Annotated in this window: 23 protein-coding genes and 1 pseudogene; 13 read left to right on the top strand and 11 right to left on the bottom strand. The window is 73.7% G+C overall.

Annotated features, from left to right (window positions below; genetic code table 11):
- Positions 1-8 precede the first annotated feature (8 nt).
- A pseudogene (locus tag OHV05_RS14165) lies at positions 9-641 on the top strand (PHB depolymerase family esterase); the annotation flags it as partial.
- 170 nt (positions 642-811) lie between these two features.
- On the opposite strand, the gene OHV05_RS14170 reads toward OHV05_RS14165, so the two are convergent.
- The gene (locus tag OHV05_RS14170; protein WP_405021461.1) at positions 812-1,021 is read right to left on the bottom strand and encodes a hypothetical protein; all 210 of its coding nucleotides are present in this window, start codon (positions 1,019-1,021) and stop codon (positions 812-814) included.
- A 611-nt stretch (positions 1,022-1,632) separates the two neighbouring features.
- On the opposite strand from OHV05_RS14170, the gene OHV05_RS14175 reads away from it, so the two are divergent.
- From OHV05_RS14175 to OHV05_RS14185, 3 genes are all read left to right on the top strand, one after another.
- A complete protein-coding gene (locus tag OHV05_RS14175; protein ID WP_405017962.1) occupies positions 1,633-2,067 on the top strand; it encodes a hypothetical protein in 435 nt (144 codons plus the stop codon).
- Positions 2,068-2,181: 114 nt separating this feature from the next.
- Positions 2,182-3,390, top strand: coding sequence for a hypothetical protein (locus OHV05_RS14180; RefSeq protein WP_405017963.1), 1,209 nt, complete (start codon positions 2,182-2,184; stop codon positions 3,388-3,390).
- Positions 3,391-3,437: 47 nt separating this feature from the next.
- Entirely contained in the window at positions 3,438-3,839 is a 402-nt protein-coding gene (locus OHV05_RS14185) for a hypothetical protein (RefSeq protein ID WP_405017964.1), read from the top strand.
- A gap of 7 nt (positions 3,840-3,846) precedes the next feature.
- Here the strand turns inward: OHV05_RS14185 and OHV05_RS14190 are convergent, their stop codons facing one another.
- The 5 genes from OHV05_RS14190 to OHV05_RS14210 form a co-directional block, all read right to left on the bottom strand.
- Positions 3,847-4,368 (bottom strand): hypothetical protein, encoded by a 522-nt coding sequence (locus OHV05_RS14190; RefSeq protein ID WP_405017965.1) that lies wholly within the window; start codon positions 4,366-4,368, stop codon positions 3,847-3,849.
- Between the two features lie 83 nt (positions 4,369-4,451).
- On the bottom strand, positions 4,452-6,296 hold the full coding sequence (gene ilvD, locus OHV05_RS14195; RefSeq protein WP_403040951.1) for a dihydroxy-acid dehydratase: 1,845 nt from the start codon (positions 6,294-6,296) through the stop codon (positions 4,452-4,454).
- A gap of 120 nt (positions 6,297-6,416) precedes the next feature.
- Positions 6,417-7,178, bottom strand: a complete 762-nt coding sequence (locus tag OHV05_RS14200; protein ID WP_405017966.1) for a class I SAM-dependent methyltransferase — start codon at positions 7,176-7,178, stop codon at positions 6,417-6,419.
- Positions 7,179-7,389: 211 nt separating this feature from the next.
- Positions 7,390-8,190 carry a sugar phosphate isomerase/epimerase family protein gene (locus OHV05_RS14205; RefSeq protein WP_405021462.1) on the bottom strand — a complete coding sequence of 267 codons (801 nt, stop codon included), beginning with the start codon at positions 8,188-8,190 and terminating at the stop codon, positions 7,390-7,392.
- Positions 8,191-8,613: 423 nt separating this feature from the next.
- Positions 8,614-9,570 carry a Ppx/GppA family phosphatase gene (locus tag OHV05_RS14210; protein ID WP_405017967.1) on the bottom strand — a complete coding sequence of 319 codons (957 nt, stop codon included), beginning with the start codon at positions 9,568-9,570 and terminating at the stop codon, positions 8,614-8,616.
- Positions 9,571-9,699: 129 nt separating this feature from the next.
- Between OHV05_RS14210 and OHV05_RS14215 the strand changes: the two genes are divergently transcribed.
- A complete protein-coding gene (locus OHV05_RS14215; RefSeq protein WP_405017968.1) occupies positions 9,700-10,452 on the top strand; it encodes an alpha/beta fold hydrolase in 753 nt (250 codons plus the stop codon).
- Between the two features lie 176 nt (positions 10,453-10,628).
- On the opposite strand, the gene OHV05_RS14220 is transcribed toward OHV05_RS14215, so the two are convergent.
- The 3 genes from OHV05_RS14220 to OHV05_RS14230 all read right to left on the bottom strand — a co-directional run bounded on the left by OHV05_RS14220 (position 10,629) and on the right by OHV05_RS14230 (position 15,283).
- A complete protein-coding gene (locus OHV05_RS14220; protein WP_405017969.1) occupies positions 10,629-11,909 on the bottom strand; it encodes an SUKH-4 family immunity protein in 1,281 nt (426 codons plus the stop codon).
- Positions 11,906-14,845 (bottom strand): toxin glutamine deamidase domain-containing protein, encoded by a 2,940-nt coding sequence (locus tag OHV05_RS14225; protein ID WP_405017970.1) that lies wholly within the window; start codon positions 14,843-14,845, stop codon positions 11,906-11,908. Before OHV05_RS14225 ends, OHV05_RS14220 begins: the two co-directional genes overlap by 4 nt.
- A gap of 90 nt (positions 14,846-14,935) precedes the next feature.
- Positions 14,936-15,283, bottom strand: coding sequence for a hypothetical protein (locus OHV05_RS14230; RefSeq protein ID WP_403040957.1), 348 nt, complete (start codon positions 15,281-15,283; stop codon positions 14,936-14,938).
- A gap of 229 nt (positions 15,284-15,512) precedes the next feature.
- Between OHV05_RS14230 and OHV05_RS14235 the strand changes: the two genes are divergently transcribed.
- Entirely contained in the window at positions 15,513-16,295 is a 783-nt protein-coding gene (locus OHV05_RS14235) for a hypothetical protein (protein ID WP_405021463.1), read from the top strand.
- 227 nt (positions 16,296-16,522) lie between these two features.
- Here the strand turns inward: OHV05_RS14235 and OHV05_RS14240 are convergent, their stop codons facing one another.
- Together OHV05_RS14240 and OHV05_RS14245 are read right to left on the bottom strand one after the other, a co-directional pair.
- Positions 16,523-17,686 carry an NADH-quinone oxidoreductase subunit D gene (locus OHV05_RS14240; protein ID WP_403040958.1) on the bottom strand — a complete coding sequence of 388 codons (1,164 nt, stop codon included), beginning with the start codon at positions 17,684-17,686 and terminating at the stop codon, positions 16,523-16,525.
- A complete protein-coding gene (locus OHV05_RS14245; RefSeq protein ID WP_405017971.1) occupies positions 17,683-18,687 on the bottom strand; it encodes an SAM-dependent methyltransferase in 1,005 nt (334 codons plus the stop codon). Before OHV05_RS14245 ends, OHV05_RS14240 begins: the two co-directional genes overlap by 4 nt.
- Before the next feature lie 104 nt (positions 18,688-18,791).
- Here OHV05_RS14245 and OHV05_RS14250 point away from each other — a divergent pair, with 104 nt between their 5' ends.
- The 7 genes from OHV05_RS14250 (at position 18,792) to nadC (ending at position 25,927) form a co-directional block, all read left to right on the top strand.
- On the top strand, positions 18,792-19,985 hold the full coding sequence (locus OHV05_RS14250) for a sensor histidine kinase (protein WP_405017972.1): 1,194 nt from the start codon (positions 18,792-18,794) through the stop codon (positions 19,983-19,985).
- A gap of 10 nt (positions 19,986-19,995) precedes the next feature.
- On the top strand, positions 19,996-20,685 hold the full coding sequence (locus OHV05_RS14255) for a response regulator (RefSeq protein ID WP_403040961.1): 690 nt from the start codon (positions 19,996-19,998) through the stop codon (positions 20,683-20,685).
- 84 nt (positions 20,686-20,769) lie between these two features.
- A complete protein-coding gene (locus OHV05_RS14260) occupies positions 20,770-21,717 on the top strand; it encodes a Rossmann-like and DUF2520 domain-containing protein (RefSeq protein WP_405017973.1) in 948 nt (315 codons plus the stop codon).
- Entirely contained in the window at positions 21,717-22,616 is a 900-nt protein-coding gene (gene panC / locus OHV05_RS14265) for a pantoate--beta-alanine ligase (RefSeq protein ID WP_405017974.1), read from the top strand. The genes OHV05_RS14260 and panC overlap by 1 nt, the downstream gene beginning before the upstream one ends.
- A gap of 43 nt (positions 22,617-22,659) precedes the next feature.
- On the top strand, positions 22,660-23,109 hold the full coding sequence (gene panD / locus OHV05_RS14270; RefSeq protein WP_405017975.1) for an aspartate 1-decarboxylase: 450 nt from the start codon (positions 22,660-22,662) through the stop codon (positions 23,107-23,109).
- Between the two features lie 13 nt (positions 23,110-23,122).
- Positions 23,123-24,748 (top strand): L-aspartate oxidase, encoded by a 1,626-nt coding sequence (locus OHV05_RS14275; protein WP_405017976.1) that lies wholly within the window; start codon positions 23,123-23,125, stop codon positions 24,746-24,748.
- 204 nt (positions 24,749-24,952) lie between these two features.
- The gene (gene nadC, locus OHV05_RS14280; RefSeq protein ID WP_405017977.1) at positions 24,953-25,927 is read left to right on the top strand and encodes a carboxylating nicotinate-nucleotide diphosphorylase; all 975 of its coding nucleotides are present in this window, start codon (positions 24,953-24,955) and stop codon (positions 25,925-25,927) included.
- The last annotated feature ends 20 nt before the right edge of the window (positions 25,928-25,947 follow it).

Here is a 25,947-nt window from a genome sequence, read left to right on the forward strand (position 1 = left end):
ACCTGCTGATGTACCGCTACGTCCCGACCGGGCTGGCGAGCGGCCGCCCGTTGGTGGTCGCGCTGCACGGCTGCACCCAGTCCGCCGCCGCCTTCGACGACGAGACCGGCTGGACCAAGTGGGCCGAGCAGTGGGGCTTCGCTCTGGTGCTGCCGCAGCAGCAGTCCGCCAACAACTCCTCGTCCTGCTTCAACTGGTACCAGTCCGGCGACTTCTCCCGGGACCAGGGCGAGGCCCTGTCGATCCGTCAGATGATCGACCGGACCAGGGCCGACCTCGGCACCGACGCCGCCCGGGTGTACGTCACCGGGCTGTCGGCGGGCGGCGCGATGACCGCCGCGCTACTGGCCGACTACCCCGACGTGTTCGCGGGCGGCGGCGTGGTCGCGGGGCTGCCCGCGCGGTGTGCCACCAGCCAGACCCAGGCCAGCGTCGACTGCATGACCACCGGCCGCAACCTCACCCCGCAGCAGTGGGGCGACCTGGTCCGTGGTGCCGCCCCGGCCTGGACCGGCCGCTGGCCCAAGGTGTCCATCTGGCACGGGAGTTCGGACTACGTGGTGAAGTCCGCCAACCTCACCGAACTGATGGAGCAGTGGACGGACGCCAACGGGACCGGCCAGACCCCGGCGGTCAGCGACACCGTCAACGGCTACCCGCACGCCGTGTACACCGACGCCGCCGGGCAGGCCAGGGTCGAGACCTACTCACTCACCGGCATGGGACACGGCCAGCCGGTCGACCCGGGGAGCGGTGCCGAGCAGTGCGGGGTCGCCGGGGCGTACCTGCTGGACGTCGACATCTGCGCGTCCTACCGGATCGGCAAGTTCTGGGGCCTGGACGGCAGTTCACCCTCGCCCTCGCCCTCCCCCTCCCCGTCCCCGTCCCCGTCCCCGTCCCCGTCCCCGTCCCCGTCCCCGTCCCCGTCCCCGTCCCCGTCCCCGTCCCCGTCCCCGTCCCCGTCCCCGTCCCCGTCCCCGTCGGGTGGCACCGGCACCCTGACCCTGGCCGACGACACCACCCGGGACGGCTACGTGAAGGCCGACGCGGACGGCTCCGCCCCCGCCGTCGGCACCCTCACCGGCTCGCTCGGCCTCGCGGTCGGCCGGGGCACCGACGGCAGGCAGAACCGTTCGGTGCTCTCCTTCGACACCACCACCCTGCCCGCCGGAGCCGTGGTCACCGCCGCCCGGCTCACCGTCCGGTACGGCAGCGGCAGCGGAAACCCGTGGAACGAGGGCCGGTTGACGGTCGACGCCCGGACCGGCTGCTTCGGCACCGCCTGCACCACCGGCCCCGACGACTACACCGCACCCGCCGACGCCACCACCGTGGCCACCCTGCCCGCCTTCACCGGCGGCAGCCGCGTCTCGACCGACTTCACCCCGGCCGGCCTCGCGGCCGTCACCCCGGGCGGCACCGTCCAACTCCGCCTCGGCTTCGACCACGCCCTGACCGGCACCACCTACCTCTTCCTCCAGCGCGGCGCGAACGCCACCCTGACCGTCGAGTACCGCAGCTGACCCTGCCCCGACCGGCGGCACCGGATACCCCGTAGGGGGAAACTCCGGGGCTACCCCTATGGCTTCCGGGCCGCCGGCGGAGCACCTTGGAGGTATGGCACACGGAGATTTGTCGCGTAGTGAGAACCGGCAGCTGGCGGTCGCCTCGGCGAGCCTGGGGCCGTGGCGGACGGCGGCCGGGGTCGGGGCGCTGGTCGGCGGGGCCGCCCTCGGGGTGGACGTGGTGACGGGCCACTGGTCGTTGGACATCCTGGCCGGGCCGGTCGGGCTCGGTCTGTTCTTCTTCTTCCTGGTCGGCACGGTCGGCGGCAAGCTCCGCCGGGACACCGCCGACCGGCGTCTGCACCGCTGGGCGAGCGAGCACCCGTGGCGCTCGGCGCTGCCGGCGGCGGGGGCGCTCTGGGGGCTGAACACCGTGTCGATGATGCTGCTCGGCGGGTCCGGGCTGTTCACGGCGCTGTTCGGCTCGCTGCTGCCCGCCGGGCTGCTGCTGCTCGTCGCGGGCGTGGTCGGTTCGGTGAAGAAGGCCCGCAAGCAGAACTGACCCCGGATCAGCATCGGACGAACCACTCCGTACCGGGACGTAACTCCCCGGTACGGCACCCAAACCCCGGACCCGGTGGAGGTATTGGGAAAAGCCGATCTGCATACTGTGCGCGTGCCGACCGCCGAAGACCCACAGCAGCGTCCCGCCGACGACCCGTTCGAGGGGCTGGTCCTGGACGAGGAGTTCGTCCGTTCCGCCGCCGTCCAGGAGAAGTCCGGGCGCACCCGGATGCTCGCCGCCCGCTGGAAGGACAACCCCCCGGTCGACCCGGGCGGCCGACGCTCCGTCAACGACGGGCCGAAGCCCGGGCGGCGGTTCGGGCGGAAGCCGAAGCCGGTGGACCCCTGGGGCAACGTCCGGCGGCGGCCACGGCGGAGCTGGCAGGCGCCGGTGTTCGTGCTGCTCGCGGTCGGGGTGGCGCTCGCCGCCCTCAACATCGACGACCTGCGGAACTGGAACGCCGCCCGGCAGGGCGGGGGCTCGGCCGACGCCGCACCCGCGGCCGTGCCGACGGTCGGCCCGGAGACCGCCAAGCCGTCCGCCGCCCCGCCCCGGGTCGACGACCAGCAGCCGACGGTGGCCCGCCCCTGGGCCGGCTCCCCCGCCGAGGGGTGGCCCGCCGGGCCCGACGCGATCGTGCTGCCGCCGGCCACGGCGGTCGGCGTCTTCGACCAGGAGCAGGTGACCGACCAGCTCAAGCTGGTCAAGGACTTCCTGGTGGCCGCCAACCTCGACCCGGCGGTGATCGCGGCGGGTCGGCCCGAGGCGGCCCTCGCCCTGCTGGACCAGCAGCCCCGGGAGCGGGCGGTGACCGCGCTGGACAAGCCTTCGGCCGACCTGGAGGGGACCTGGCTGTTCAGCCGCTTCAACCTGCGGGACGCCGTCCCGGCCACCGACACGGTCAAGGTGCAGGGCCGGACGAGCTTCGAGGGGGACGGCGAGGACGGCGTGCTGGTGCACACCGACTACACCTTCGTCTACGCCCTGCGGCCGGGCAACGGAGCCGCCCCGGTGCCCGGCGCCGTGGTGGCCCCGGCCACCTGGACCGCCCGCACCGTGGTGCGCCGGGAGATCACCTTCCGGTTCTACGACCCGAAGAACTACAAGGTGGACCCGAAGAAGATCAACTTCGAGAAGACCGAGAGCTTCGCGGGCAACAGTTCCTGCAGCATCGACGACGGGTTCTACCACCCGCAGTTCGAGCAGCTCGCGTTCGGCTCCTCGCCCGAGCCGTCGCAGACCGGGCCGACCACCGACCCGTACGACCGCAGCGGAGCGATCCGTACCGACGGCGTCTGCGGCACGGTCAGCCGGAGCTGATCGGAAACCGGCGGCCGTCCGACAGCTCCGCGAGGCATACTGGCGACGTGCCGATAGCCGAAGAGCCGGAGCAGCGTCCGGCGGAGCAGCCCGACCCGTTCGAGGGGCTGGTGCTGGACGAGGACTTCGTCCGGGCCGCCACCGTGAAGGAGCAGTCCGGGCGCACCCGGATGCTCGCCGCGCGCTGGAAGCAGCAGCCACCGGTCGACCCGGGCGGCCGCCGGTCCGTGAACGACGGGCCGAAGCGGAGCCGGCCGCGCGGCGGCGGCAAGGCGTGGCAGACCTGGCTGATCGTGCTGGCCGTGATCGGGGTGCTGCTGCTCAGCCTCCGGCTCTCGGCCGGCTCGGGCGGTGACGACCAGCCGCGTCCGACCCCGAGCAGCCCGGCCGTGCAGCCCAGCGCGGACCCGACGCCCAAGGCCGCGACCGAGGTGCCGAAGCCGGTCTGAGGCCGGCTCAGCGGCGCTTCTTCACCCGCTTCGGGTTCCCGCTGCGGGCGGCCTGGCCGCTCCGGCGGCGCCCGGCGGCCAGCACCGCGCGTTCGTACCCGGCGCGCTTGACCGCCTCGCCCGGGGCCTCGGTCAGGCTGCGCAGGAAGTAGGCGAACAGGGCGCCGGCGAAGCCGATCAGCCAGACCGCGCCGAGCGACTTCTCCTCGGTCATCCACCCGGTCAGGGCCGACTTGCCCTCGCTCAGCACCTTCCAGGTCCGCAGGCCGGAGAGCAGCGAGCAGACCCCGATCGCGGCCACCAGCAGCCCGTAGACGAAGCCACCGGCCTCGGAGTCCCTGACCCCCTCGACCGCGAAGCGCAGCAGCAGCACCCCGGCCGCCACCGCGACCAGCGCACCGAGCGGCACCGCGACCCGGCGGGCCCAGTAGCCGCTGCCGCGCTCCAGCCAGCGGGTGCCGAACCAGCGGATCGGCTCGGGCGCGGGGCCGTCGGCGGGCCTGGGCTGGGGAATCTGCTGTTCGTCCACGGGATCGATTATGGCCCGGCCACCCCCCGGAAACGACGAAGGCGGCCGTCTCCCGGACCCGGGGACGGCCGCCTGACCGGGCGTCAGCCCAGCTTGCTCACGTCGCGCACCGCGCCCTTGTCGGCGGAGGTGGCCATCGCCGCGTACGCCTTCAGCGCCGCACTGACCGGGCGGACCCGGTCCTTCGGGCGGTAGCCCGTCCCGGCCTCCAGCTTGAGCCGGCGCTCGTGCAGCTCCTCGAAGGAGACCTTGAGCTCGACCGAGCGGTTCGGGATGTCGATGGCGATGACGTCGCCGTCCTCGACCAGCGCGATGGTGCCGCCGGAGGCCGCCTCGGGCGAGGCGTGACCGATCGACAGACCGGAGGTGCCGCCGGAGAACCGGCCGTCGGTGATCAGCGCGCAGGCCTTGCCCAGGCCCCGGCCCTTCAGGAAGGAGGTCGGGTAGAGCATCTCCTGCATGCCGGGGCCGCCCTTCGGGCCCTCGTACCGGATGACGACGACGTCACCCTCCTTGATCCGCTTGGTGAGGATCGCGTCCACCGCGTCCTCCTGGGACTCCAGCACCACGGCCGGGCCGCTGAAGGTCCAGATCGACTCGTCGACACCGGCGGTCTTCACCACACAGCCGTCCTCGGCCAGGTTGCCGTACAGCACGGCGAGCCCGCCCTCGGTGGAGTACGCGTGCTCGATGCTGCGGATGCAGCCGTTCGCCGCGTCGGTGTCCAGGGTGTCCCAGCGCTCCGACTGGGAGAAGGCGGTGGCGGAGCGGACGCAGCCGGGGGCGGCGTGGAACAGCTCGACGGCGGTCTCGGTGGCGGCGCCGCCCCGGATGTCCCAGTCCTTGAACCACTGGGCCATCGAGGAGGAGTGCACGGTGGTGACGTCCTCGTTCAGCAGCCCGCCCCGGTACAGCTCGCCCAGGATGGCGGGGATGCCGCCGGCCCGGTGCACGTCCTCCATGTAGTACTTGCCGTTCGGCGCGACCTTGGACAGGCAGGGCACCTTGCGCGAGATCGCGTCGATGTCCCGCATGTCGAACTCGACCTCGGCCTCCTGCGCGGCGGCCAGCAGGTGCAGGATGGTGTTGGTCGAGCCGCCCATCGCGATGTCCAGCGCCATCGCGTTCTCGAACGCGGCGCGGGAGGCGACCGAGCGAGGCAGGACCGAGTAGTCGTCCTGCTCGTAGTGGCGCTTGGTGATGTCCACGATGGTCCGGCCGGCGTCCTCGTACAGCGCCCGGCGGGCGGTGTGGGTGGCCAGCACCGAGCCGTTGCCCGGCAGGGCCAGGCCGATCGCCTCGGCCAGGCAGTTCATCGAGTTGGCGGTGAACATGCCCGAACAGGACCCGCAGGTCGGGCAGGCGTTCTCCTCGATGATCGCGATGTCCGCGTCCGAGACGTTCTCGTTGACGGCGTCCGAGATCGCGTTCACCAGGTCGAGCTTGCGGACCGTGCCGTCCACCAGGACCGCCTGGCCGGCCTCCATCGGACCGCCGGAGACGAAGACGGTCGGGATGTTGAGGCGCAGCGCGGCCATCAGCATGCCGGGGGTGATCTTGTCGCAGTTGGAGATGCAGATCAGCGCGTCGGCGCAGTGCGCGCTCACCATGTACTCGACCGAGTCGGCGATCAGGTCGCGCGAGGGCAGCGAGTAGAGCATGCCGTGGTGGCCCATCGCGATGCCGTCGTCCACCGCGATGGTGTTGAACTCGCGCGGGATGCCACCGGCGGCCTGGATCGCCTCGGAGACGATCCGGCCGACCGGCTGCAGGTGGGTGTGCCCGGGCACGAACTCGGTGAAGGAGTTGGCCACCGCGATGATCGGCTTGCCGAAGTCCTCGCGGGCTACGCCGGCGGCCCGGAGAAGCGCCCGGGCGCCTGCCATGTTGCGACCGTGGGTGACCGTACGGGACTTCAGCTCGGGCACTGTGTCCACTCCTTCTCAGGCGCGTTCGCGGCCCTGCTGAAGGTGGGAGGGTGCAGGGTCGCCGTGGCTTTCGAGCCTACGCCCCGGTACCAGCGGACGGACACCGTGTCCGCCATCCGGTCACCCCTTGGAGAGCACCGTGAGGTCGAGGACGTACGGCTCGGTGACCTCGCCGCCCGGGAACTCGGCCAGCAGCGCTTCCCGTTCGGCCTCCAGCAGCGGCTCGCGCCGCTCGGGCGGCAGCACCGCGACGTACGAGCGCGAGCGCAGGTCGGTGATCAGGGCGTCCACCGTGATCACCCGCTCCCAGCGCAGCACCGCCCGGCCGACCGGGCCGTACGGGGCGAACACCTCGGCGATCTCGTTGACCGCGCCGTACCCGTGGTAGCCCTCCGGGATGCCGGCCGCCAGCCGCTCGCCCATCGCCCTCACCCACGGAACGTGCCGGTCCTTGACGTTCCACCAGGTGGCCAGCGAGCCGCCCGGGCGGAGCACCCGGAGCGCCTCCGGGATCGAGCGGGCGGGGTCGGTCCAGTGGAACGCCTGGGCGTACGTGATCAGGTCGGCGGTGCCGTCGTGGAACGGCAGTTCGTCGCCGGTGCCCTTGACCAGCGGCAGCTCCGGGCTGACCCGCCGGAGCATCGCGGCCATCCCCGGGCTCGGCTCGACGGCGGTGACCCTGGCACCCCGGGCTGCCAGCAGCCGGGTGGCGATCCCGGTGCCCGCGCCGACGTCCAGCACCTCGGAGCCCCGCAGCGGACGGCCGGTCAGCCGCACCAGCTCCTCGAACAGCTCGGCGGGGTAGGACGGGCGCCCGGCGTCGTACTCGGCGGCCACCGCACCGAAGGAGTTCGCGTGGTCCTGTCGCTGATACGTCGTCACCCGAAGAGCCTACCGGCGGCAGCGCAGCGCCCAGGGGCTCGGGGAACTGCGACGCCGACCTCGGAACAGGTCACGCATGCGTAGGCGGTCAGGCACTTTCGCAGTGACCCGAACGCCAGATCTCCTCGCCCACGCGGCGGAGCCGCACATCAGCAGAGCCCCGAGCCCCTGGACAGTGCAACCGAACGCCCTGCCTACAGCGCAGCCCTGGCTAGAGGCGCTTCGCCGTGGCCAGGTGGAGCCGGGTGAAGGCGAGGGCCTCGGCGAGATCGGCCTCGCGTTCGGCGGGGGACAGCGCGCGGCGGGTGTTGACCTCCAGCACCACGTGGCCGGTGAAGCCGGTCCTGGCCAGCCGCTCCAGCAGGGCGGCGCAGGGCTGGGTGCCGCGCCCCGGGATCAGGTGCTCGTCCTTGCCGGAACCGGCCCCGTCGGCGAGGTGGACGTGGGCCAGCCGGTCGCCCATCCGGTCGACCATCTCGAAGGCGTCGATCCGCGAGGTGGAGACGTGCGAGAGGTCGATGGTGAAGTGCCGGTACGCCTCCTCGGTGACGTCCCAGCCCGGCGAGTAGGCCAGCATCTCGCGGTCCCGGTAGCGCCAGGGGTACATGTTCTCCACCGCGAACCGGACCTCGGTCTCGCCCGCCATCCGGTTGATGCCCTCGACGAACTCCCGGGCGTACTGCCGCTGCCAGCGGAACGGCGGGTGCACCACCACGGTGTCCGCGCCGAGCTTCTCGGCGGCGGCCCTGGCCCGGACCAGCTTGGTCCACGGGTCGGTGGTCCAGACCCGCTGGGTGATCAGCAGGCAGGGCGCGTGCACCGCGAGGATCGGCATCCGGTGCGCGTCCGAGAGCCGGCGGAGCGCCTCGACGTCCTGGCTGACCGGGTCGTTCCAGACCATCACCTCGACGCCGTCGTAGCCGAGCTTGGCGGCCAGCTCGAAGGCGGTCACGGTGTTCTCGGGGTAGACCGAGGCGGTGGAGAGCACCACCTTGGTGTCCGGCACGTGCAGGGCGTCGCCGTGCGGCGGCAGCACCAGGCGGTCGGTGGTGCGCAGCAGCGGGGCCCGGTCGGCCGGCCGCTTGGCGGCCCGGACCGCCTTCACCGCCTGGGTGGCCAGGGCGAGCTGCGACTGCTTCGCCGGCTTCGGCCTGCCGGGCTTGGGCTGCGTGGTGGTCTTGCCGCTCTTCGCGGTCTTCGCGGTCTTCGCGGCTTTGGCCGGTTTCACCGACTTGGCGGCCCGCTCCCCCAGGCTCCGCCGGCCGTCCCCGTCCGGGACCCGCTCGGCGGCGGCCTTGGCGCGCCGCGGTCGGGCCGGCCGCGGCTGCCGGGCAGGGTCACCGGCAGCGCGGCCCGCCCGCGTTCCGTCCTCGTCCGCTGGTTCCGCCACGGGGAACAGCGTAAGCGGCCTCGCGCGGTATTGGTGTGCCGCAGGTCACCCGGTCAGCGCGGGCCGCCGGTCGGCCGGGCTGTCCAGGGTGTCCAGCCGCCGCAGGATGATGCCCTCGCGGAGCGCCCACGGGCCGATGTCCAGCTCCTCGATGCCGAACAGGTCCATCGCCGCGTCGGCCACCAGCGCACCCGCCAGCAGCTGTCTCGCCCGGCCCTCGGAGACGCCGGGGATCTGCGCCCGCTCGGCCACCGTCATCGAGGTCAGCCGGGGCACCCAGGCGGCCAGCCCGGCCCGGGTCAGCTTGCGGACCGCCAGCGGCCCCGCGTCGGCGGGGGCGGCGCCGGTCATCCGGGCCAGCTGCTTGAAGGTCTTCGAGGTCCCGACCGCGTGGTCCGGCGCCCCGCGCCGGGCGAACTCGCCGACCACCTGGGCGATCTCGGCCCGGATGTACCGGCGCAGCTCCCGCACGTCGTCCGGGTCCGCCACCTCCCCCGGCAGCCGGGCGGTCAGCCGCCCCGCGCCGAGCGGCAGCGAACAGACCACGTCGGGCTGTTCGTCCAGACCGGCCGCCAGCTCCAGCGAGCCGCCGCCGATGTCCAGGTCGAGGATCCGCCCCGCCGACCAGCCGTACCAGCGGCGGACCGCCAGGAAGGTCAGCCGGGCCTCGTCCTGCCCGGACAGCACCCGCAGTTCGACCCCGGTCTCCTCGGCGACCCGGCGGATCACCGCCTCACCGTTGGCCGCCTCCCGGACGGCCGAGGTGGCGAACGGCAGCAGGTCGACCACGCCCTTGTCCTCGGCCACCCGGAGCGAGGACGCCACCATGCCGACCAGCTTGTCGACGCCGACCTCGGTGATCGCCCCGCCCTCGTCCAGCAGCTCGGCGAGCCGCAGCTCCGCCTTGTGCGAGTACGCGGGCAACGGGGCAGCACCGGGGTGCGCGTCCACCACGAGGAAGTGGACGGTGTTGGAACCTACGTCGAGTACACCGAGTCGCATAACGGGCCACGCTACGCGATCCGGCCCCGCCGGTGGCCGGATAACACCAGTCCGTCCCGGCCGCCGGAGGCATCGGCCCGGACGCCCTGGGTAGCTTCCCTGCACCAACTCGGAGACAGGGAGCACGGCATGACGATCACTCACCGGCTGGTCGGCGAAGGCGCGCAGCGGGTCATCGTGCTGCACGACTGGTTCGGCACCAGTGCCGGCTGGGGGCCGTTCACGGACTACCTGGACGGCGCGGCCTTCAGCTACGCCTTCCTCGACTACCGGGGCTACGGTGAGCGGGCCGACGTGCCGGGCGACTACACCCTGGCCGAGATCGCCCTGGACGCCCTCGCCTTGGCCGACCAACTGGGCTGGGACCGCTTCTCCCTGGTCGGTCACTCGATGGGCGGCAAGGCGGCCCAGCAGGTGCTGGCGCCGGCCCCCGACCGGGTCGAGCGGCTGGCCGGCCTGACCCCGGTCCCGGCCGGGGCGTACCCGCTGGGCGACGCCTTCGACCTGTTCCACGGCGCCGCCGCACACCCGGCGAACCGCCGCGCCATCCTCGACCTGGTCACCGGCCAACGGGCCACCGGGGTCTGGCTGGACCGGATGACGGCCCAGTCCGTGCAGGGCTCCCGCCCGGAGGCCTTCGCCGCCTACCTGGACGACTGGACCACCGTCGACCTCGCCCCCAAGGTGACCGGACTCCCGCTCCCGGCCCGGGCCTTCGTCGGCGAGCACGACCTCGCCCTGACCACCGAGCTCTACCGCCGGACCTGGCTCACCCACTACCCCAACGGCGACCTCGAACTGCTGCCCAACGCGGGTCACTACCCGATGTACGAGATCCCGGTCGCACTGGCCACCACGTTGGAAGCCTTCCTCCGGGCCTGACCTTTCGGCAGGTGCTCAGCCGTCCACCGCGCCAGGGGCTCGGGGAAACTGCGACGCCGGCCTCGGAAAGGTGATCGTCGCGTAGGTGGTCAGGCACTCTCGCAGTGAACCGCACGCCAGACCTCCTCGCAGTTCCCCGAGCCCCTGGACCGTAGATGCTCGGGCGCCGCGAAGAGCTAGAGGATCCCGTGCCAGAGCTGTTCGACGATGACGGACCACCAGTTCTCGGGGTCGCCGAAGACCGTCCGGTCCAGCGCGGCCAGCGACCACTGGAGCTCGGCCACGGCCTGGCCGGCCGCCGACGGGTGGAGGTCGCGGAGCTTGGGCAGCCGGTCGGCGAGCAGGGCCAGCGAGCGGGCGAAGGCGGTCAGGTCGGCGTTCACGTAGCGGGTGACGGCCGTCTCGGGGTCGACCGCGCGGATCCGGCCCTGGGCGGTGTCGACGGTGAGCAGGGCCCAGCCGTCGGTGCCGATCAGCAGCTGGCCGAGCAGCTCCCGGCGGGCCTGTTCGGTGGCCCGGGCGGCCAGGTCGTGGGTGGCGAGGTAGCCGGCCAGGTCCGGTAGCACGGGGGCGTCGGGAGTGCCGTCGGAGATGCCGTCGGAGACCGGGTGGTGCAGGGCGAAGAAGCCCTCGACCGCGACCGGCAGGCCGGTCTGCCGGAGCGGGCGGGCCACCGCCTCGGGCAGGTCGGCGGCCAGCGTGTGGGCGGGGTCGAAGCGGCGGACGCCCTGCGGGCCGAACTGGGCGGCCAGCCGGGCGGCCAGGGCGGCTTCGCCCTCCGGCTGGGCGGGGGGCACGTTGGCCGGGAAGGGCACCCGGTTCGGCCGGGGGTTGGCCGCGCCCGCCGAGCGGACCGCACGGGACCGGCCGTCGTAGCGCGGACCGTAGGCCAGGTCGTGGCTGTGCAGGGCCGTCGGCAGCGCGGCGAGCAGGACGGCCGCGACGTAGCCGCCGGGCAGCATGGCGGGCCGCAGGTCGGTGTGGACCGAGAGCACGTCCTCCGGCGGGACGCCCTGCTCGGCGAGCTGCCGCCAGGCCCGCAGCGCGGGGTGCGGGCGGCCGGTGGCAGACCGCAGCACCAGGGTGCGCTCCTCGCCGAGCGCGTCCCGGTACCGGAGTTGGGCCCGGCAGCCGGGACCGGTGGCGGGCGGCAGGGCGGGGTCGTAGCCGCCCGCGCCGATCCGGTCGCGGTAGAGCTGGACCACCTGGGGGACGGGCACCGAGGGCCAGACCGTGAGCTCGCCGGTGGTCCGGTCGACCACCCCGCAGGCCGCCGCCAGCTCCTCCGGGGCGCGCCGGTCACCGGTCAGCGGGTCGACCCGGACCGGGGCGGGCTCCGGCCAGACCACCCAGCCGAGGTCGAACTCGTGGGCACGGACGGCTCGTTGGCTCTCCTGGGCCAACTCGCCGTTGACCCACCGGTGGGCGGTGTCGAGGGCCTGCGCGAGGGTGGTCATCGACGGGAGCTCCTGGCGGCGGTGCGGTGGATGGTCAGCCGCGAACGCGGCGGGGCGGGCGGCTCCGGGACCGGCTTGGCCAGCGGGTCGGGCGCCGGAGCCGGAGTCAACTCGACCACCGGGATGGCGGGTTGCAGCGCCGAGAGGTCGAGCGGACGCCCGGACGCCTCCAGCCCGATCGCCCACAGGCCCTGGTCCGCCGGATGCAGCGGGGCGGCCGACCGGTAGCCGGTCTGCGGGTCCAGGTAGGTGAGGGTGGTGCCGGAGACGAAGGCGTTCCAGGTGTGCGAGCGGCCGTACTCGTCCAGCGTGAGCAGCACCGCCTGGGTGCCGGAGCCACCCCGCCTGAGCACCTCGGCGAGCTGCTCGAGGGCCTCCGGGCCGTAGCCCAGGTCCTTGAACTGGGTGCCGAGTTCGCGCTCGGCGCGGTCTCGGCCGCCGAACTCGCCGGCCGGACCGTCGGGCAGCCTGGGCGCGCCGCAGGTGGTGTTGCCGAGGTAGCTGTCCAGCGCCGAGAGCGCCAGGTCGAGCCCGTTGTTGGCCCGGCCGGGCTCGCGGAAGCCGCCGCCGTTCAGCGCCTCCGGCCAGTCGCCGAAGCGCGGGTCCGGGTGCACCGAGGGCTCGCCCTCGGGGTCGCGCGGCACCCGCCGCTCGACCTCGGCCTGATGCGCCGGGTCGACCGGACCCAGGCCGCCGCCGGTGTCGTACGGGCGGCCGTCCGCGATGATCCGGGCCCGCTGCCGCTCGCCCGGCTGCTCCGGGGCGGTGCGCCGGTAGGAATGGGCGATCAGGAACATCGCCGCGATCGGGGCCGCCTGCGCCGGGTCGGCCAGGCTCTCGCCGTCCCGGCGGCGGACCTCGGGCGGTGTCTCGAAGGCGCGCAGCGGCACCGGTCCGACCGCGATCGGCCCCGAACCGGACTGCACGGGAAGCGGGTTGGGCACCAGTCCGACCGGCGGCGTACCGACCGGGCGGGCCGGGCCCGCCCCGTGCGCACCGGCCTGCGGCTGGCCGCCCACGGCGCCGACCGCACCGACCACGCCGGACTGGCCACCGGCCGCGCCGGCGGCGCCGGGCGTACCGACCGCACCGGACGCCACCGGGGTCGACGGCGTGGCCGCCACCGGGACACCCGCGGCGGCAGCGGCCGGCGGGGGTGCCATCGGCGGCGCACCGACCGGGCCGCCGGGGGCTCCGCCGCCGACCGGACCGAGCCCGGACCCGCCGCCACCACCCGGCATCGTCGCTTCCACACCGTGCCCCCGGCCGCCGACCGGGGCCGACGAACCGTCACCGAAGACCGGTCCCGCGTTCACCGGGGCGGGCGCGACCGCCACCGAGTCGGTCCGGACCGAGGCCGGTCCGTGGTGCACCGGTGTGACCGGGGCCGGGTCGCCGCCGCCGTAGTCGAAGTCCACCGAGACGCTCGGACGCTGCGGCCCGTACCCGCCGTACTGGGCGGCCTCCGACCGGTGCGACGGTGCGGGGTCGCCCCAGATCCCGCCGCCACCACGCCCGTTGTCACCACCGTGACCGTGGCTGCCACCGGCGCCCTGGCCGCCGCCACCGCCGTGACCCGCACCGGAGCCGCCGACCGGCAGGTCGGCCTGCACCGAGGCCGACAGCGGCCCGGCCTGTACCTGGACCTGGCCGGGCGGCACCTTGCCGCCGGCGTGGTCCCGCATCTCGATGTCCGCCTCAATGCCGCCCGGGCCGACCTGGAGGTCGACCCCGACGCCGCCGAGGTGCACCCCGACGCCGGCACCGTGCTTGGCGGGGCCGCGGACCTGGTCGCCGTGGTCGTCGACCATCACCGGCCGTCCCTGGGCGTCGGTGACCAGCTGACCGTTCGCGTCCAGCTTGGCCACGTGGCCGTCGGTGCCCCGGACCGGCGCACCGCTCTGGTCCAGCACCACGACCTCGCCGTCGGTGCCCAGCACCGGCTTGCCGTCATGGCCGAGCAGCACCGAGACCCCGGCGGCCGCTATCAGCCCGCCCGAGCCGACCAGGGCCAGCCCGCCGTGACCGTCCCGCAGCGGCGTGCCGTCGGAGCCGAGCGCCACGCCGACCACCGGCTTGCCGTCCTGACCCACCACCACCACGTTGCCGTCCGCCCCGAACACCGGGCGGCCCTGCGCGTCCTTGGCGACCGTGACGCCCTCGACGCCCTGCACCCGCTCGCCCCGCTCGTCGACCAGCACCGGCCGGCCCTCGGCGTCGGTCAGCAGGTGACCCTTCCGGTCGACGGCTGCCGACAGCGTCCGGACCTTGGCCACCGCCCGCCCGCCGAGCAGCGCACCGGCCACCGCGCCGGCCGCACCGGCGGTGCGGGCCGGGGTGTACCCGTCGGCCTGGGCGATCCGCTCCAGGGTGATGACGGCGGGCTCCTTCAGTGCCTGCTGAAGGCCCTCCTTCATCTCCCGGCCGAGCTCCTCCAGCAGGTTGCCGACCTTGTGCTTGGCCAGCTCCACCGCGATCTTCTCGCCGGCCCCGACCACCACGTCGGCCACCACGTCGCCGACCACGCCGAGCACCGAGTGCGCCACCGACTCGACCTTCTGGGCGAGCTTGATCTCCGCGGCCAGCTCGGTCAGCGCCGCGATGATCTCGGCCTTGCACGAGTCCACCGCCCGGGCGGCCCGCTCGAACGCGGCGCCGACCAGCTCGGCCGCGCTCTGCGCGTCGTCCAGGCTGCCCCGGCCGCCGCCCGCGAAGCCGCGCCAGTGCGCGGCGAACGCCTCCACCGAACTGCCGGAGTTCTCACCGGTGACGCGCTGCGCCGAATCCCCGCCGCGGCGGCTGAGCTGCTCCGCCTCGGCGCCGAACTCCCGCCAGACGGCCGCCGCCCGACGCAGACCCTCTTCGTCGGCCTGCGGCCACTCATGGCCCAACCTGGCCAGTACGGGGACGAGTTCCTCGGGCACGCTTCGGGACACCAGGCCCCTCCTTCCGGGTTCTGCGGGACGGACAGCAAGGAGACGGACAGCAACACGTACGGACGGGCCGCCGCGGTTCCCGACGGGGCGTCAGCCCACCGGGGGCCGGGCGGCGTCCACCTGCGCCAGATCGGCGCCCACCTCGCCGTCGGTGCGGTCGACCGACTCGGCCATCGTGTGCAGCCCGGTGCCGATCCCACCGAGGCGGTCGGCCAGGCCGTTCAACCCGGCCAGCAACATGCCCTGCGCCTCGGTGTACGCGGTGCCGAAGCCGCTGCCGGGCCGGTCACCGCCCCAGGGCGTACCGAGCCCGGTCAGACCCTGCTCCAGGGCCAGTGCGGCCCGGGCGTAGTCGTTCGAGATCTTCTCGAACTCCCGCCCCTCACCGCGTACTTCCCATGGCTTGATCAGGAACTCGCCTGCGCCACCGTTACCCATCCGTGCACTCCCCCCCAGCACCCCCGTGCAGACACCTGGCCGCCATCCTAGGGCCAGCACCGACCGCCGTCGCAGGGCCCGTCCGGGTTTCTCACCGCAACTTCACCGGTCGCCGGAGCCGTCACCGGGGGACACCGACGCCAGGCCATACCCTTGGCCGGTGGCAGCAGACAGCAAGAAGACCAGCAAGAAGTCCAAGGACCAGAAGAGCGGCAGCATCGACCTCGCGATGCCCACCATGCGGCCCGAGGTCCCGCTCGACTTCGCCCGGGCCTGGGTCGAGTTCGCCGACCCCGGCGACGAGGAGCAGGTCTTCCGCTGTGACCTGACCTGGCTCACCTCGCGCTGGAACTGCATCTTCGGCCGCGGCTGCCAGGGCATCCGCCCGGGCCGGGGCGAGTCCGACGGCTGCTGCACCCTCGGCGCGCACTACTCCGACGAGGACGACGAGCAGCGGGTGATCGGCCACGCCGCCCGGCTGACCCCGGAGATCTGGGAGAACCACGCGCACGGCACCGACGCCAAGGGCCGGATCAAGGTCGACGGCGGCATCACCATGCTGGACGAGGACGGCGACCGCCAGACCCGCCGGGTCAACGGCGCCTGCCTCTTTCTGAACAGCCCCGGCTTCCCCGGCGGCGCCGGCTGCTCGCTGCACACCCTCGCCCTCCAGGAGGGCAAGGAGCCGCTGGAGACCAAGCCGGACGTCTGCTGGCAGCTCCCGGTCCGCCGCACCTATGACTGGATCGACCGCCCCGACGAGAGCCGCTACCTCCAGGTCACCATCGGCGAGTACGACCGCCGCGGCTGGGGTCCCGGCGGCCACGACCTGCACTGGTGGTGCACCGGCAGCCCCGACGCCCACAACGCCCCCGACCCGGTCTACGTCAGCTACCGCCCCGAACTCACCGAACTGATGGGCCCGGCAGGCTACGCCGTCCTCGCCGACCTCTGCGAGCAGCGAATCAAGAACGGCACCCCCCTGGCCCCCCACCCGGCCGACCCCAGCTAGACGGGCGCTGCATCAGCCAGGCACCCCAGGGGCTTCGGGCACTGCATCAGCCGGAGCTGACCAGGGGCTCGGGGAACTGCGACGCCGGCCTCGGAAAAGGTGATCCGTTCAGGGGTGGTCAGGCACTTTCGCAGTGACCCCGGCGCCAGATCTCCTCGCAGTTCCCCGAGCCTCTGGGTAGTGCAACCTAGCGCCCTGCAAAAAACTGAGCGCCCGGCCAGAGGCCGCTACTTGTCGATGTCGCCGACCACGAAGAACATCGAGCCCAGGATCGCCACCATGTCCGCGACCAGGGTGCCGGGCAGGAGTTCGGTGAGGGTCTGGATGTTGTTGAACGAGGCGGAGCGGAGCTTGAGCCGCCACGGGGTCTTGTCGCCGCGGGAGACCAGGTAGTAGCCGTTCACGCCGAGCGGGTTCTCGGTCCAGGCGTAGGTGGCGCCCTCGGGTGCCTTGAGGACCTTGGGCAGCCGCAGGTTGACCGGCCCGGGCGCCAGCTGGGCCAGCCGGTCCAGGCAGGCGTCCGCCAGGGCCAGCGAGTTGACGGTCTGTTCGAGCAGGCACTCGAACCGGGCCAGGCAGTCGCCCTCCTGCCGGGTGACCACCCGGAGCACGTCCTGCAGCTCGCCGTACGCCAGGTAGGGCTCGTCCCGCCGGAGGTCGAAGTCGACGCCGCTGGCCCGGGCGATCGGGCCGCTCGCGCCGTACGCCTTCACGTGCTCGGCGGACAGCACCCCGACGTCGGCGGTCCGGCCCCGGAAGATCTCGTTGCCGAGCACCAGGTCCTCGAAGACCGGCAGCTGCGAGCGGACGGTGGCGACCGCCGCCCTGACCCGGCCGAGCCAGCCGGCCGGCAGGTCCTCCTTGAGGCCGCCGACCCGGTTGAACATGTAGTGCATCCGGCCGCCGCTGGCCTCCTCCAGCACGTGCTGGAGCTCCTCGCGGCCGTGGAAGGCGTGGAAGACCGGGGTGATCCCGCCGAGCTCCAGCGGGTACGAGCCGAGGAACATCAGGTGGTTGAGCACCCGGTTCAGCTCGGCCAGCATGGTGCGGATCCAGACCGCCCGCTCGGGCACCTCCATGCCGAGCATCCGCTCGACCGCGAGCACCACGCCCAGCTCGTTGGAGAAGGCGGAGAGCCAGTCGTGCCGGTTGGCCAGCATGATGATCTGGCGGTAGTCCCGGGCCTCGAAGAGCTTCTCGGCGCCCCGGTGCATGTAGCCGATCACCGGCTCGGCGGAGACGATCCGCTCGCCGTCCAGCACCAGCTTCAGCCGCAGCACACCGTGCGTGGAAGGGTGCTGCGGGCCGATGTTGAGCACCATGTCACTGGTGCCCAGCTCCCCGACAAGATTCTCCGCACCCGCGCCGACGCCGACCGTGGTCTCCCTCATGGGGTGAGAGTCTGCCATCCCGGCAGCCCCGCGAGGCTCTCCGGTACCGGCATCCGGACAGCCTGGGCCAGCCAGCCGAACCCGCCGAGACCGGCCGGATCGGTCAGCTCCGCCCCCTCACCTGCGGCGCCGAGTGCGCGCAGGTACGCCATCGGATCGGTGGAGGCGAGCGCGAGCGGTGGCCGCCCGCCGTCCACCCCGAGCGCCCGGAGCGCCTCGCGCTGCGTCGTCCACAGGCTGTGGACACCGGGGACGGCCACCGCGTCCAGCGCCACGTGCGCGGTGAGGTCGCAGGACCCGTCCGGCACCGGGGCGACCTCCCGGCCGTTCCGAAAGCCCGTCAGGGTCTCGAACGGCGGCCGGTCGGCCCGGGTGTGGGCGTAGTCCACCGCCACCGCGAGCCCGCGCTCCAGCGACCCGACCGCCGCCGCCCAGGCCGCGTCCCGGGGGCCGCCCAGCTCCACCACCGGGCCGTCCGGCCACCAGCGGGCCGCCCAGTCGGCGTCCGCCCGGTCCACCGGCCCACCGGTCCGCCGGGTCCCGTCCGGCGCCACCTCGACGTACCGCAGTGCGCCGTCCTCGTCCCGCTCGGCGAGCTCCAACGGCACGTTGTCCAACCATTCGTTGGCGAACAGCAGGCCCGACACCCCGTCAGGAAGCCGGTCCGTCCACACCACCGACTCCGGCAGCCCGGCCGGCCGGTCGGCCAGCTCCACCGCGTACGGGCGCAGCCGCCCGGCCAGCTCCGGGCCGGCCGCCGCCAGCACCCCGGTCAGCAGCTCGCCCCGGCCGGCCCCGACGTCCACCAGGGCGAGCTCGGCGGGCCGGCCGAGTGCGGCGTCCACCTCCGCCAGAAGGCGGGTGACCGCTCCGGCGTACCTCGGCGAGGCGTGCACCGAGGTCCTGAAGTGCCCCGCCGGGCCCTCCGGCCTGCGGTAGAACCCGCCGTCGGCCCCGTACAGCGCCTGCTCCATGGCGGTCCGCCACCGCATCCAACTCATGACCCGGACGTTACCGGCGTCACGTCGGCTCTCCACCCTGCGGAGTAGGAGGGATCGCTCTCCCGGCGGACCTTTCGCCGTTCCGGGGTGCCTAGGCTTGAGCTGTGCACCGACTCAACGCCTGGTTCCGCCGTCACCCCATGGTGGTCGACTCCGCCTGGGCGCTGCTGCTTGCCTGTTTCGCCCTGCTCACCACCGGCAACCAGTCGGGCTGGCAGGAGCAGGCCGCCTACGTACTGGCCGGTCTGGTCGCCGGGATGATGGTGTGGCGGCGAAGGCACCCGAACGCGACCACGGTCGCCGCGGTGCTGCTCGGGCTCGGCCAGTTGGCGGCCCACCTCAACCCCGGTGTGGAGAGCATCGGCTACCTGGTGTTCGCCTACACCGGCGCGGCCTACGGCGCGGTCTGGACGTCCCGGCTGGCGCTGGTCGCCGGGCTGGCGGCCGGGCCGCTGACGCTGGCCCGGTTCCACGAGGTGAGCAGCTCGATCCAGGGCGCCCCGCAGGTGCTCTTCTTCTCCGCGCTGATGTCCACCCCCTTCGTGCTCTGCTGGGCGTGGGGCCGGCTCACCCGGGTCCGCCGGGCGTACCTGACCGAGCTGGAGGACCGGGCCGCCCGGCTGGAGCGCGAGCGCGGCGCCCAGGCGAAGATCGCGGTCGCGGCCGAGCGGGCCCGGATCGCCCGCGAGCTGCACGACGTGGTGGCGCACAACGTCTCGGTGATGATCGTTCAGGCCGACGGCGCCGCCTACGTGCTGGACAACTCCCCGCAGCAGGCCAGGGAGGCGCTCGGCACCATCGCCTCGACGGGCCGTCAGGCGCTGGTCGAGATGCGCCGGCTGCTCGGCGTGCTGCGCACCACCGACACCACCGAGGAGTACGTCCCGCAGCCCGGCGTCGCCGAGCTGCCCGAGCTGCTCGACCAGGTCCGGACGGCCGGCCTGCCGGTCGACTTCGACAGTGCCGGGGAGGTCCAGGAGCTGCCCCGGGGCGTCGAGCTGACGGTGTACCGGATCGTCCAGGAGGCGCTCACCAACGTCCGCAAGCACGGCGGCCCGGACGTCCGGGCCCGGGTCGCGGTGGACTTCCGCGACCGCGAGCTGGAGGTGCTGATCGAGGACGACGGCCGGGGTTCCACCGACGACCAGTTGGTGGTCGGTGGTAGCGAGGGCCCCGGGCATGGTCTGATCGGCATGCGGGAGCGGGTCGGCATGGTCAGCGGGAGCCTCGACATCGGGCCCCGGCCCGGCGGGGGCTTCCGGATCCGCGCGGTACTTCCCCTCAAGACCATCAAGTAAGGACTGATCCGTGACCATCAGGGTGATGCTCGTCGACGACCAGGAACTGCTCCGCACCGGCTTCCGGATGATCCTCCAGTCCCAGGGCGACATCGAGATCACCGCCGAGGCCGGGGACGGCCAGCAGGCCCTCCAGGTGCTGGAGCGGACCGAGGTCGACGTGATCCTGATGGACGTCCGGATGCCCCGGCTGGACGGCGTCCAGGCCACCCGCCGGATCTGCCTGACCGAGGACGGCTCCCCCCGTCCGGACGCCCCGCACGTGCTCATCCTGACCACCTTCGACCTGGACGAGTACGCCTTCGCCGCGCTCAAGGCGGGCGCCAGCGGCTTCCTGCTCAAGGACGTCCCGCCGGTCGAGCTGGTCGCCGCGATCCGCTCCGTGCACGCCGGGGACGCCGTGGTCGCCCCGACCACCACCCGCCGGATGATCGACCGCTTCGCCGAAGTCCTGCCGGTCCCCCGCTCCGCCCCCGGCTCCCCCGTGCTGGCCCCGCTCACCGAGCGCGAGCGGGAGGTCTTCCTGCTGGTCGCGCAGGGCCTGTCGAACGGCGAGATCGCCACCAAGCTCACCCTCTCCGAAGCCACCGTGAAGACCCACGTCGGCCGCATCCTGGCCAAGCTCAACCTGCGCGACCGGGTGCAGGCCGTGGTGCTCGCGTACGAGGCCGGGCTGGTCCGCGCGGGTGCCGGGGAGTAGCCCGGCGCGCGCGCGGCCGTAGAATGGCGCGGTACGTCCGGTACCTGCAGAGGACTGGAACGGAAGTGAGGACGACGGCGAGCCGTGAGCACCTTCGACGAGGCCGGGTTCGAGGCACTGGCCGATCCGTTCGGTGACCCCGCCGACCCCGGGAACCGACCCGCGCGGCTGACCGTCGGCGTGGTCGGCACCGGCCGGGTCGGGCCCGCGCTGGGGGCCGCGCTCCAGCTGGCCGGGCACCGGGTGGTGGCCGCGTCCGGGGTGTCGGCGACCTCCAGGCGCCGGGCCGAGGCACTGCTGCCCGGGGTGAAGCTGGTCAGCCCGCCGCAGGTGCTGGCGGCGGCCGACCTGGTGCTGCTGACCGTCCCGGACGACGCGCTGGCCGACCTGGTGACCGGGCTGGCGGCCACCGGCGCGATCCGGCCCGGGCAGCTGGTCGTACACACCTCGGGGGCCCACGGCGTGGCCGTGCTGGAGCCCGCGACCAGGGCCGGGGCGCTGCCGCTGGCGCTGCACCCGGCGATGACCTTCACCGGTACCTCGGTCGACCTGGCCCGACTGGCGGGCTGCCCCTTCGGGGTGACGGCCCCTCAGGAGCTGCGGCCGGTCGCCGAGGCGCTGGTGGTCGAGATGGGCGGCGAGCCCGAGTGGGTGCCCGAGGAGGTCAGGCCGCTCTACCACACGGCCCTCGCGCACGGCGCGAACCACCTGGTCACCCTGGTCGCCCAGGCCCTCGAACTGCTCCGGACGGCGGGCGTGGCCGAGCCCGGCCGCCTGCTCGGCCCGCTGCTCGGCGCGGCCCTGGACAACAGCCTGCGCTCCGGCGACGCGGCCCTCACCGGCCCGGTCGCCCGGGGCGACGCCGGGACCCTCCGGCGCCACCTGCACCAGCTCGGTACGGTAGCCCCCGACATCGGGCAGGCGTACCGCGCGATGGCCCGCGCCACGGCGCAGCGGGCGGTCCGGTCCGGATCGCTCAAGGAAGAGTCGGCGGCTGCGCTGCTGGACGTACTCAACGAGGAGACCCCCTGATGGCCCGTGGCAAGCAGCAGCCGAGCAAGGCCCCGAAGGTGCACAAGGCCGAGCTGACCCACACGATCGCCGACTTCGAGCCCGCCTTCTGGCCGGACGAGCAGCCGGTGGACAACGCGGTGGTGATGACCATGGGCGCGCTGCACGAGGGGCACGCCGCGCTGATCCGGGCCGCCCGCAAGCAGGTCGGCAAGGACGGCCGGGTGGCCGTCACGGTCTTCGTGAACCCGCTCCAGTTCGGCGCCGGCGAGGACCTGGACCGCTACCCGCGCACGCTCGCCGCCGACGTCCGGCTGGCCGAGGAGAACGGCGCGGACGTGGTGTTCGCCCCGCTGCCCGAGGAGGTCTACCCGAACGGGACCCCGCAGGTGCGGATCTCCGGCGGCCCGATGGGCGAGCGGTTCGAGGGCGCCTCCCGCCCCGGCCACTTCGACGGGGCGCTGACCGTGGTGGCCAAGCTGCTGCACATCACCGACCCGGACTTCGCGTTCTTCGGCGAGAAGGACGCCCAGCAGCTCGCGGTGATCCAGCGGATGGTCGCCGACCTGGACTTCGACGTCGAGGTGATCGGCGTCCCGACCGTCCGCGAGCCCGACGGCCTGGCGCTCTCCTCCCGCAACCGCTTCCTCTCGGAGGGCGAGCGGGCACAGGCCCTGGCGCTCTCCCGGGCGCTGTTCGCCGGCCGCGACGTGGCCGCGCAGGGCCCGAAGGCCGTCCTCGCGGCCGCCTCGGCCGTCCTGGACGGCGCCGAGGGTGTCACCCTTGACTACCTCGCCCTGATCGACCCGGACGACTTCACCGAGGCCGCCGAGGACTTCCAGGGGGAGGCGGTGCTGGCCGTCGCCGCCAAGGTGGGCTCCACCCGCCTGATCGACAACGCCCGCATCATCGTCCGGTAAGCAGTGAAGTCCCCAGGCATGCACTCACAGGAGGCGTGACCCCATGTTCCGCACCATGCTCAAGTCCAAGATCCACCGGGCCACCGTGACCCAGGCCGACCTGCACTACGTCGGCTCGGTCACGGTGGACGAGGACCTGCTCGACGCCGCCGACCTGCTCCCCGGCGAGCTGGTCCACATCGTCGACATCAACAACGGCGCCCGGCTGGAGACCTACACGATCGCCGGCCCGCGCGGCTCCGGCGTGATCGGCATCAACGGCGCCGCCGCCCGGCTGGTCCACCCCGGCGACCTGGTCATCCTGATCGCCTACGGGCAGATGGAGACCGCGGAGGCCAAGGGCTACGTGCCCCGGGTGGTCTTCGTGGACGGCGAGAACCGGATCACCGGCTACGGCACCGACGCCGCCGAGGCCCCCGAGGGCAGCGGGCTGCTGCGCGGGGACCAGGCGTACGGTGACGGGCACAACGCGGCGCCCTCGGCCGCGCGCTAAGGAGCAACAGGACATGACCGTGTCGCATCGCCTCACCGCCCCGGCACCCGGCTGGACCAGCACCACGGACGTGGTGGTGGTCGGCTCCGGCGTGGCCGGGCTCACCGTCGCCCTCAACGTCCGCAAGGCCGGCCTGCGGGCCATGGTGGTCACCAAGGCGATGCTCGACGACGGTTCGACCCGCTGGGCCCAGGGCGGCATCGCCGCCGCCCTGGGCGAGGGCGACACTCCCGAGCAGCACCTGGCCGACACCCTGGTGGCCGGGGCCGGGCTCTGCGACGAGCGGGCCGTCCGCACCCTGGTCACCGAAGGCCCGGACGCGGTACGGCACTTGATCGCCACCGGCGCGGCCTTCGACCTGGACCAGGACGGCGAGATCCTGCTCACCCGGGAGGGCGGCCACCACCGCCGCCGGATCGCGCACGCCGGCGGCGACGCCACCGGGGCGGAGATATCGCGAGCCCTGGTGGCCGCGGTCCGCAGCGACCCCGGCCTCGAACTCATCGAGCACGCCCTGGTGCTGGACCTGCTGACCGACGCCGACGGCCACGCCGCCGGGCTCACCCTGCACGTGATGGGCGAGGGCCAGCGGGACGGCGTCGGCGCGATCCGGGCCCGCGCCGTGGTGCTGGCCACCGGCGGCATGGGCCAGATCTTCTCCGCCACCACCAACCCGGCGGTCTCCACCGGCGACGGCGTCGCGCTCGCGCTGCGGGCCGGGGCCGAGGTGACCGACCTGGAGTTCGTCCAGTTCCACCCGACCGTGCTCTGGCTCGGTGCCGAGGCGGAGGGCCAGCAGCCGCTGGTCTCCGAGGCGGTCCGCGGCGAGGGCGCGCACCTGGTGGACGCCGACGGGGTGCGCTTCATGGTCGGGCAGCACGAGCTGGCCGAGCTGGCCCCCCGGGACATCGTCGCCAAGGCGATCACCCGGCGGATGCAGGAGCTCGGCACCGAGCACATGTACCTGGACGGGCGGCACTTCGGCGCCGAGATGTGGGCCGAACGCTTCCCGACCATCCTGGCCTCCTGCCGCTCGCACGGCATCGACCCGGTCACCGAGCTGATCCCGGTCGCCCCCGCCGCCCACTACGCCTCCGGCGGCGTCCGCACCGACCTGCTCGGCCGCACCACCGTGCCCGGCCTGTACGCCTGCGGCGAGGTGGCCTGCACCGGCGTGCACGGCGCCAACCGGCTGGCCTCCAACTCGCTGCTGGAGGGCCTGGTCTTCGCCGAGCGGATCGCCGCCGACCTGACCTCCCGGCACCGCGCCGACGAGCTCCCCGAGCGCTCGGTCGACGTGGCCGGGGCCCGGGCCGCCCGGCCCGTCCCGCTGCTCGCCCCGGAGGCCCGCGCGGACATCCAGCACCTGATGTCCACCGGCGCCGGTGTGCTCCGCTCGGCCGCCTCGATGGCCGGCACCACCACCGGCCTCGCCCGGCTCGCCGCCGACGAGAAGTCCGCCGACCCGGCCGTCGAGAGCTGGGAGGCCACCAACCTCCACCTGGTCGCCACCGCGCTGGTGGCCGCCGCCGCGCGCCGCGAGGAGACCCGCGGCTGCCACTGGCGCGAGGACTTCCCGGACCGCGACGACGCCAACTGGCAGCGGCACATCATCAGCTCCGGACACACGACGCGGTGACCATCCAGGGGCCACGGGCATCAGCCATCAGGGGCTCGGGGAACTGCGACGCCGACCTCGGAAAACGTGATCGTCGCGTAGGTGGTCAGGCACTTTCGCCTGTGACCCGTACGCCAGATCTCCTCGCCCACGCGGCGGAGCCGCACATCAGCAGAGCCCCGAGCCCCTGGGCTCGGCAACCAACTCTCAGCTAGGAGCCATCCGATGTCCCACACCCACGAGGAACTCCCGCTCGCCGACCAGGTCGGCGGCTGCGGCGACGGCTGCGGCTGCGGCGACGGCGAGGCGTACGAGACCGGCCTCGACCCGGCGCTCGCCGAGATGCTGGAGGCGGCCGGCCTGGACCCGGTCGAGGTCGAGGACATCGCCACCCTCGCGCTGGCGGAGGACCTGGCCGGCGGCGAGGACGTCACCTCGGTCGCCACCGTCCCGGCCGACGCCGTCGCCACCGCGGACTTCACGGCCCGTCAGGCCGGCGTGGTGGCCGGGCTGCGGATCGCCGAGGCCGTGGTCTCGCTGGTCTGCGAGGAGGAGTTCGAGGTCGAGCGGCACGTCGAGGACGGCGACCGGGTGGAGGCCGGCCAGGTGCTGCTCTCGGTCCGCAGCCGGACCCGCGACCTGCTCACCGCCGAGCGCAGCGCGCTGAACCTGCTCTGCCGGCTGTCCGGCATCGCCACCGCGACCCGCGCCTGGGCGGACGCCCTGGAGGGCACCAAGGCGCAGGTCAGGGACACCCGGAAGACCACGCCCGGCCTCCGCTCGCTGGAGAAGTTCGCGGTCCGCGCGGGCGGCGGCAGCAACCACCGGATGTCGCTCTCGGACGCCGCGCTGGTGAAGGACAACCACGTGATCGCGGCGGGCGGCGTGGCCGAGGCGTTCAACGCCGTCCGGGCCGCGTACCCGGACCTGCCGGTGGAGATCGAGGTGGACCGCCTCGACCAGATCCCGCCGGTGCTGGCGGCGGGCGCCGACCTGATCCTGCTGGACAACTTCACCGTCGCCGAGCTGAAGCAGGCCGTCGAGCTGGTCAACGGCCGCGCCAAGCTGGAGGCTTCGGGCGGACTGACCCTGGCCTCCGCGCACCAGGTCGCCCAGACTGGGGTGGACTACCTGGCCGTCGGTGCCCTGACCCACTCCGCGCCGATCCTGGACATCGGCCTGGACCTCCGCTCTTCCTGACTCCTCCTAGCAGAAGGCCC

It is taken from the genome of Kitasatospora sp. NBC_00070 (assembly GCF_045041205.1).
Taxonomy (GTDB): Bacteria; Actinomycetota; Actinomycetes; order Streptomycetales; family Streptomycetaceae; genus Kitasatospora.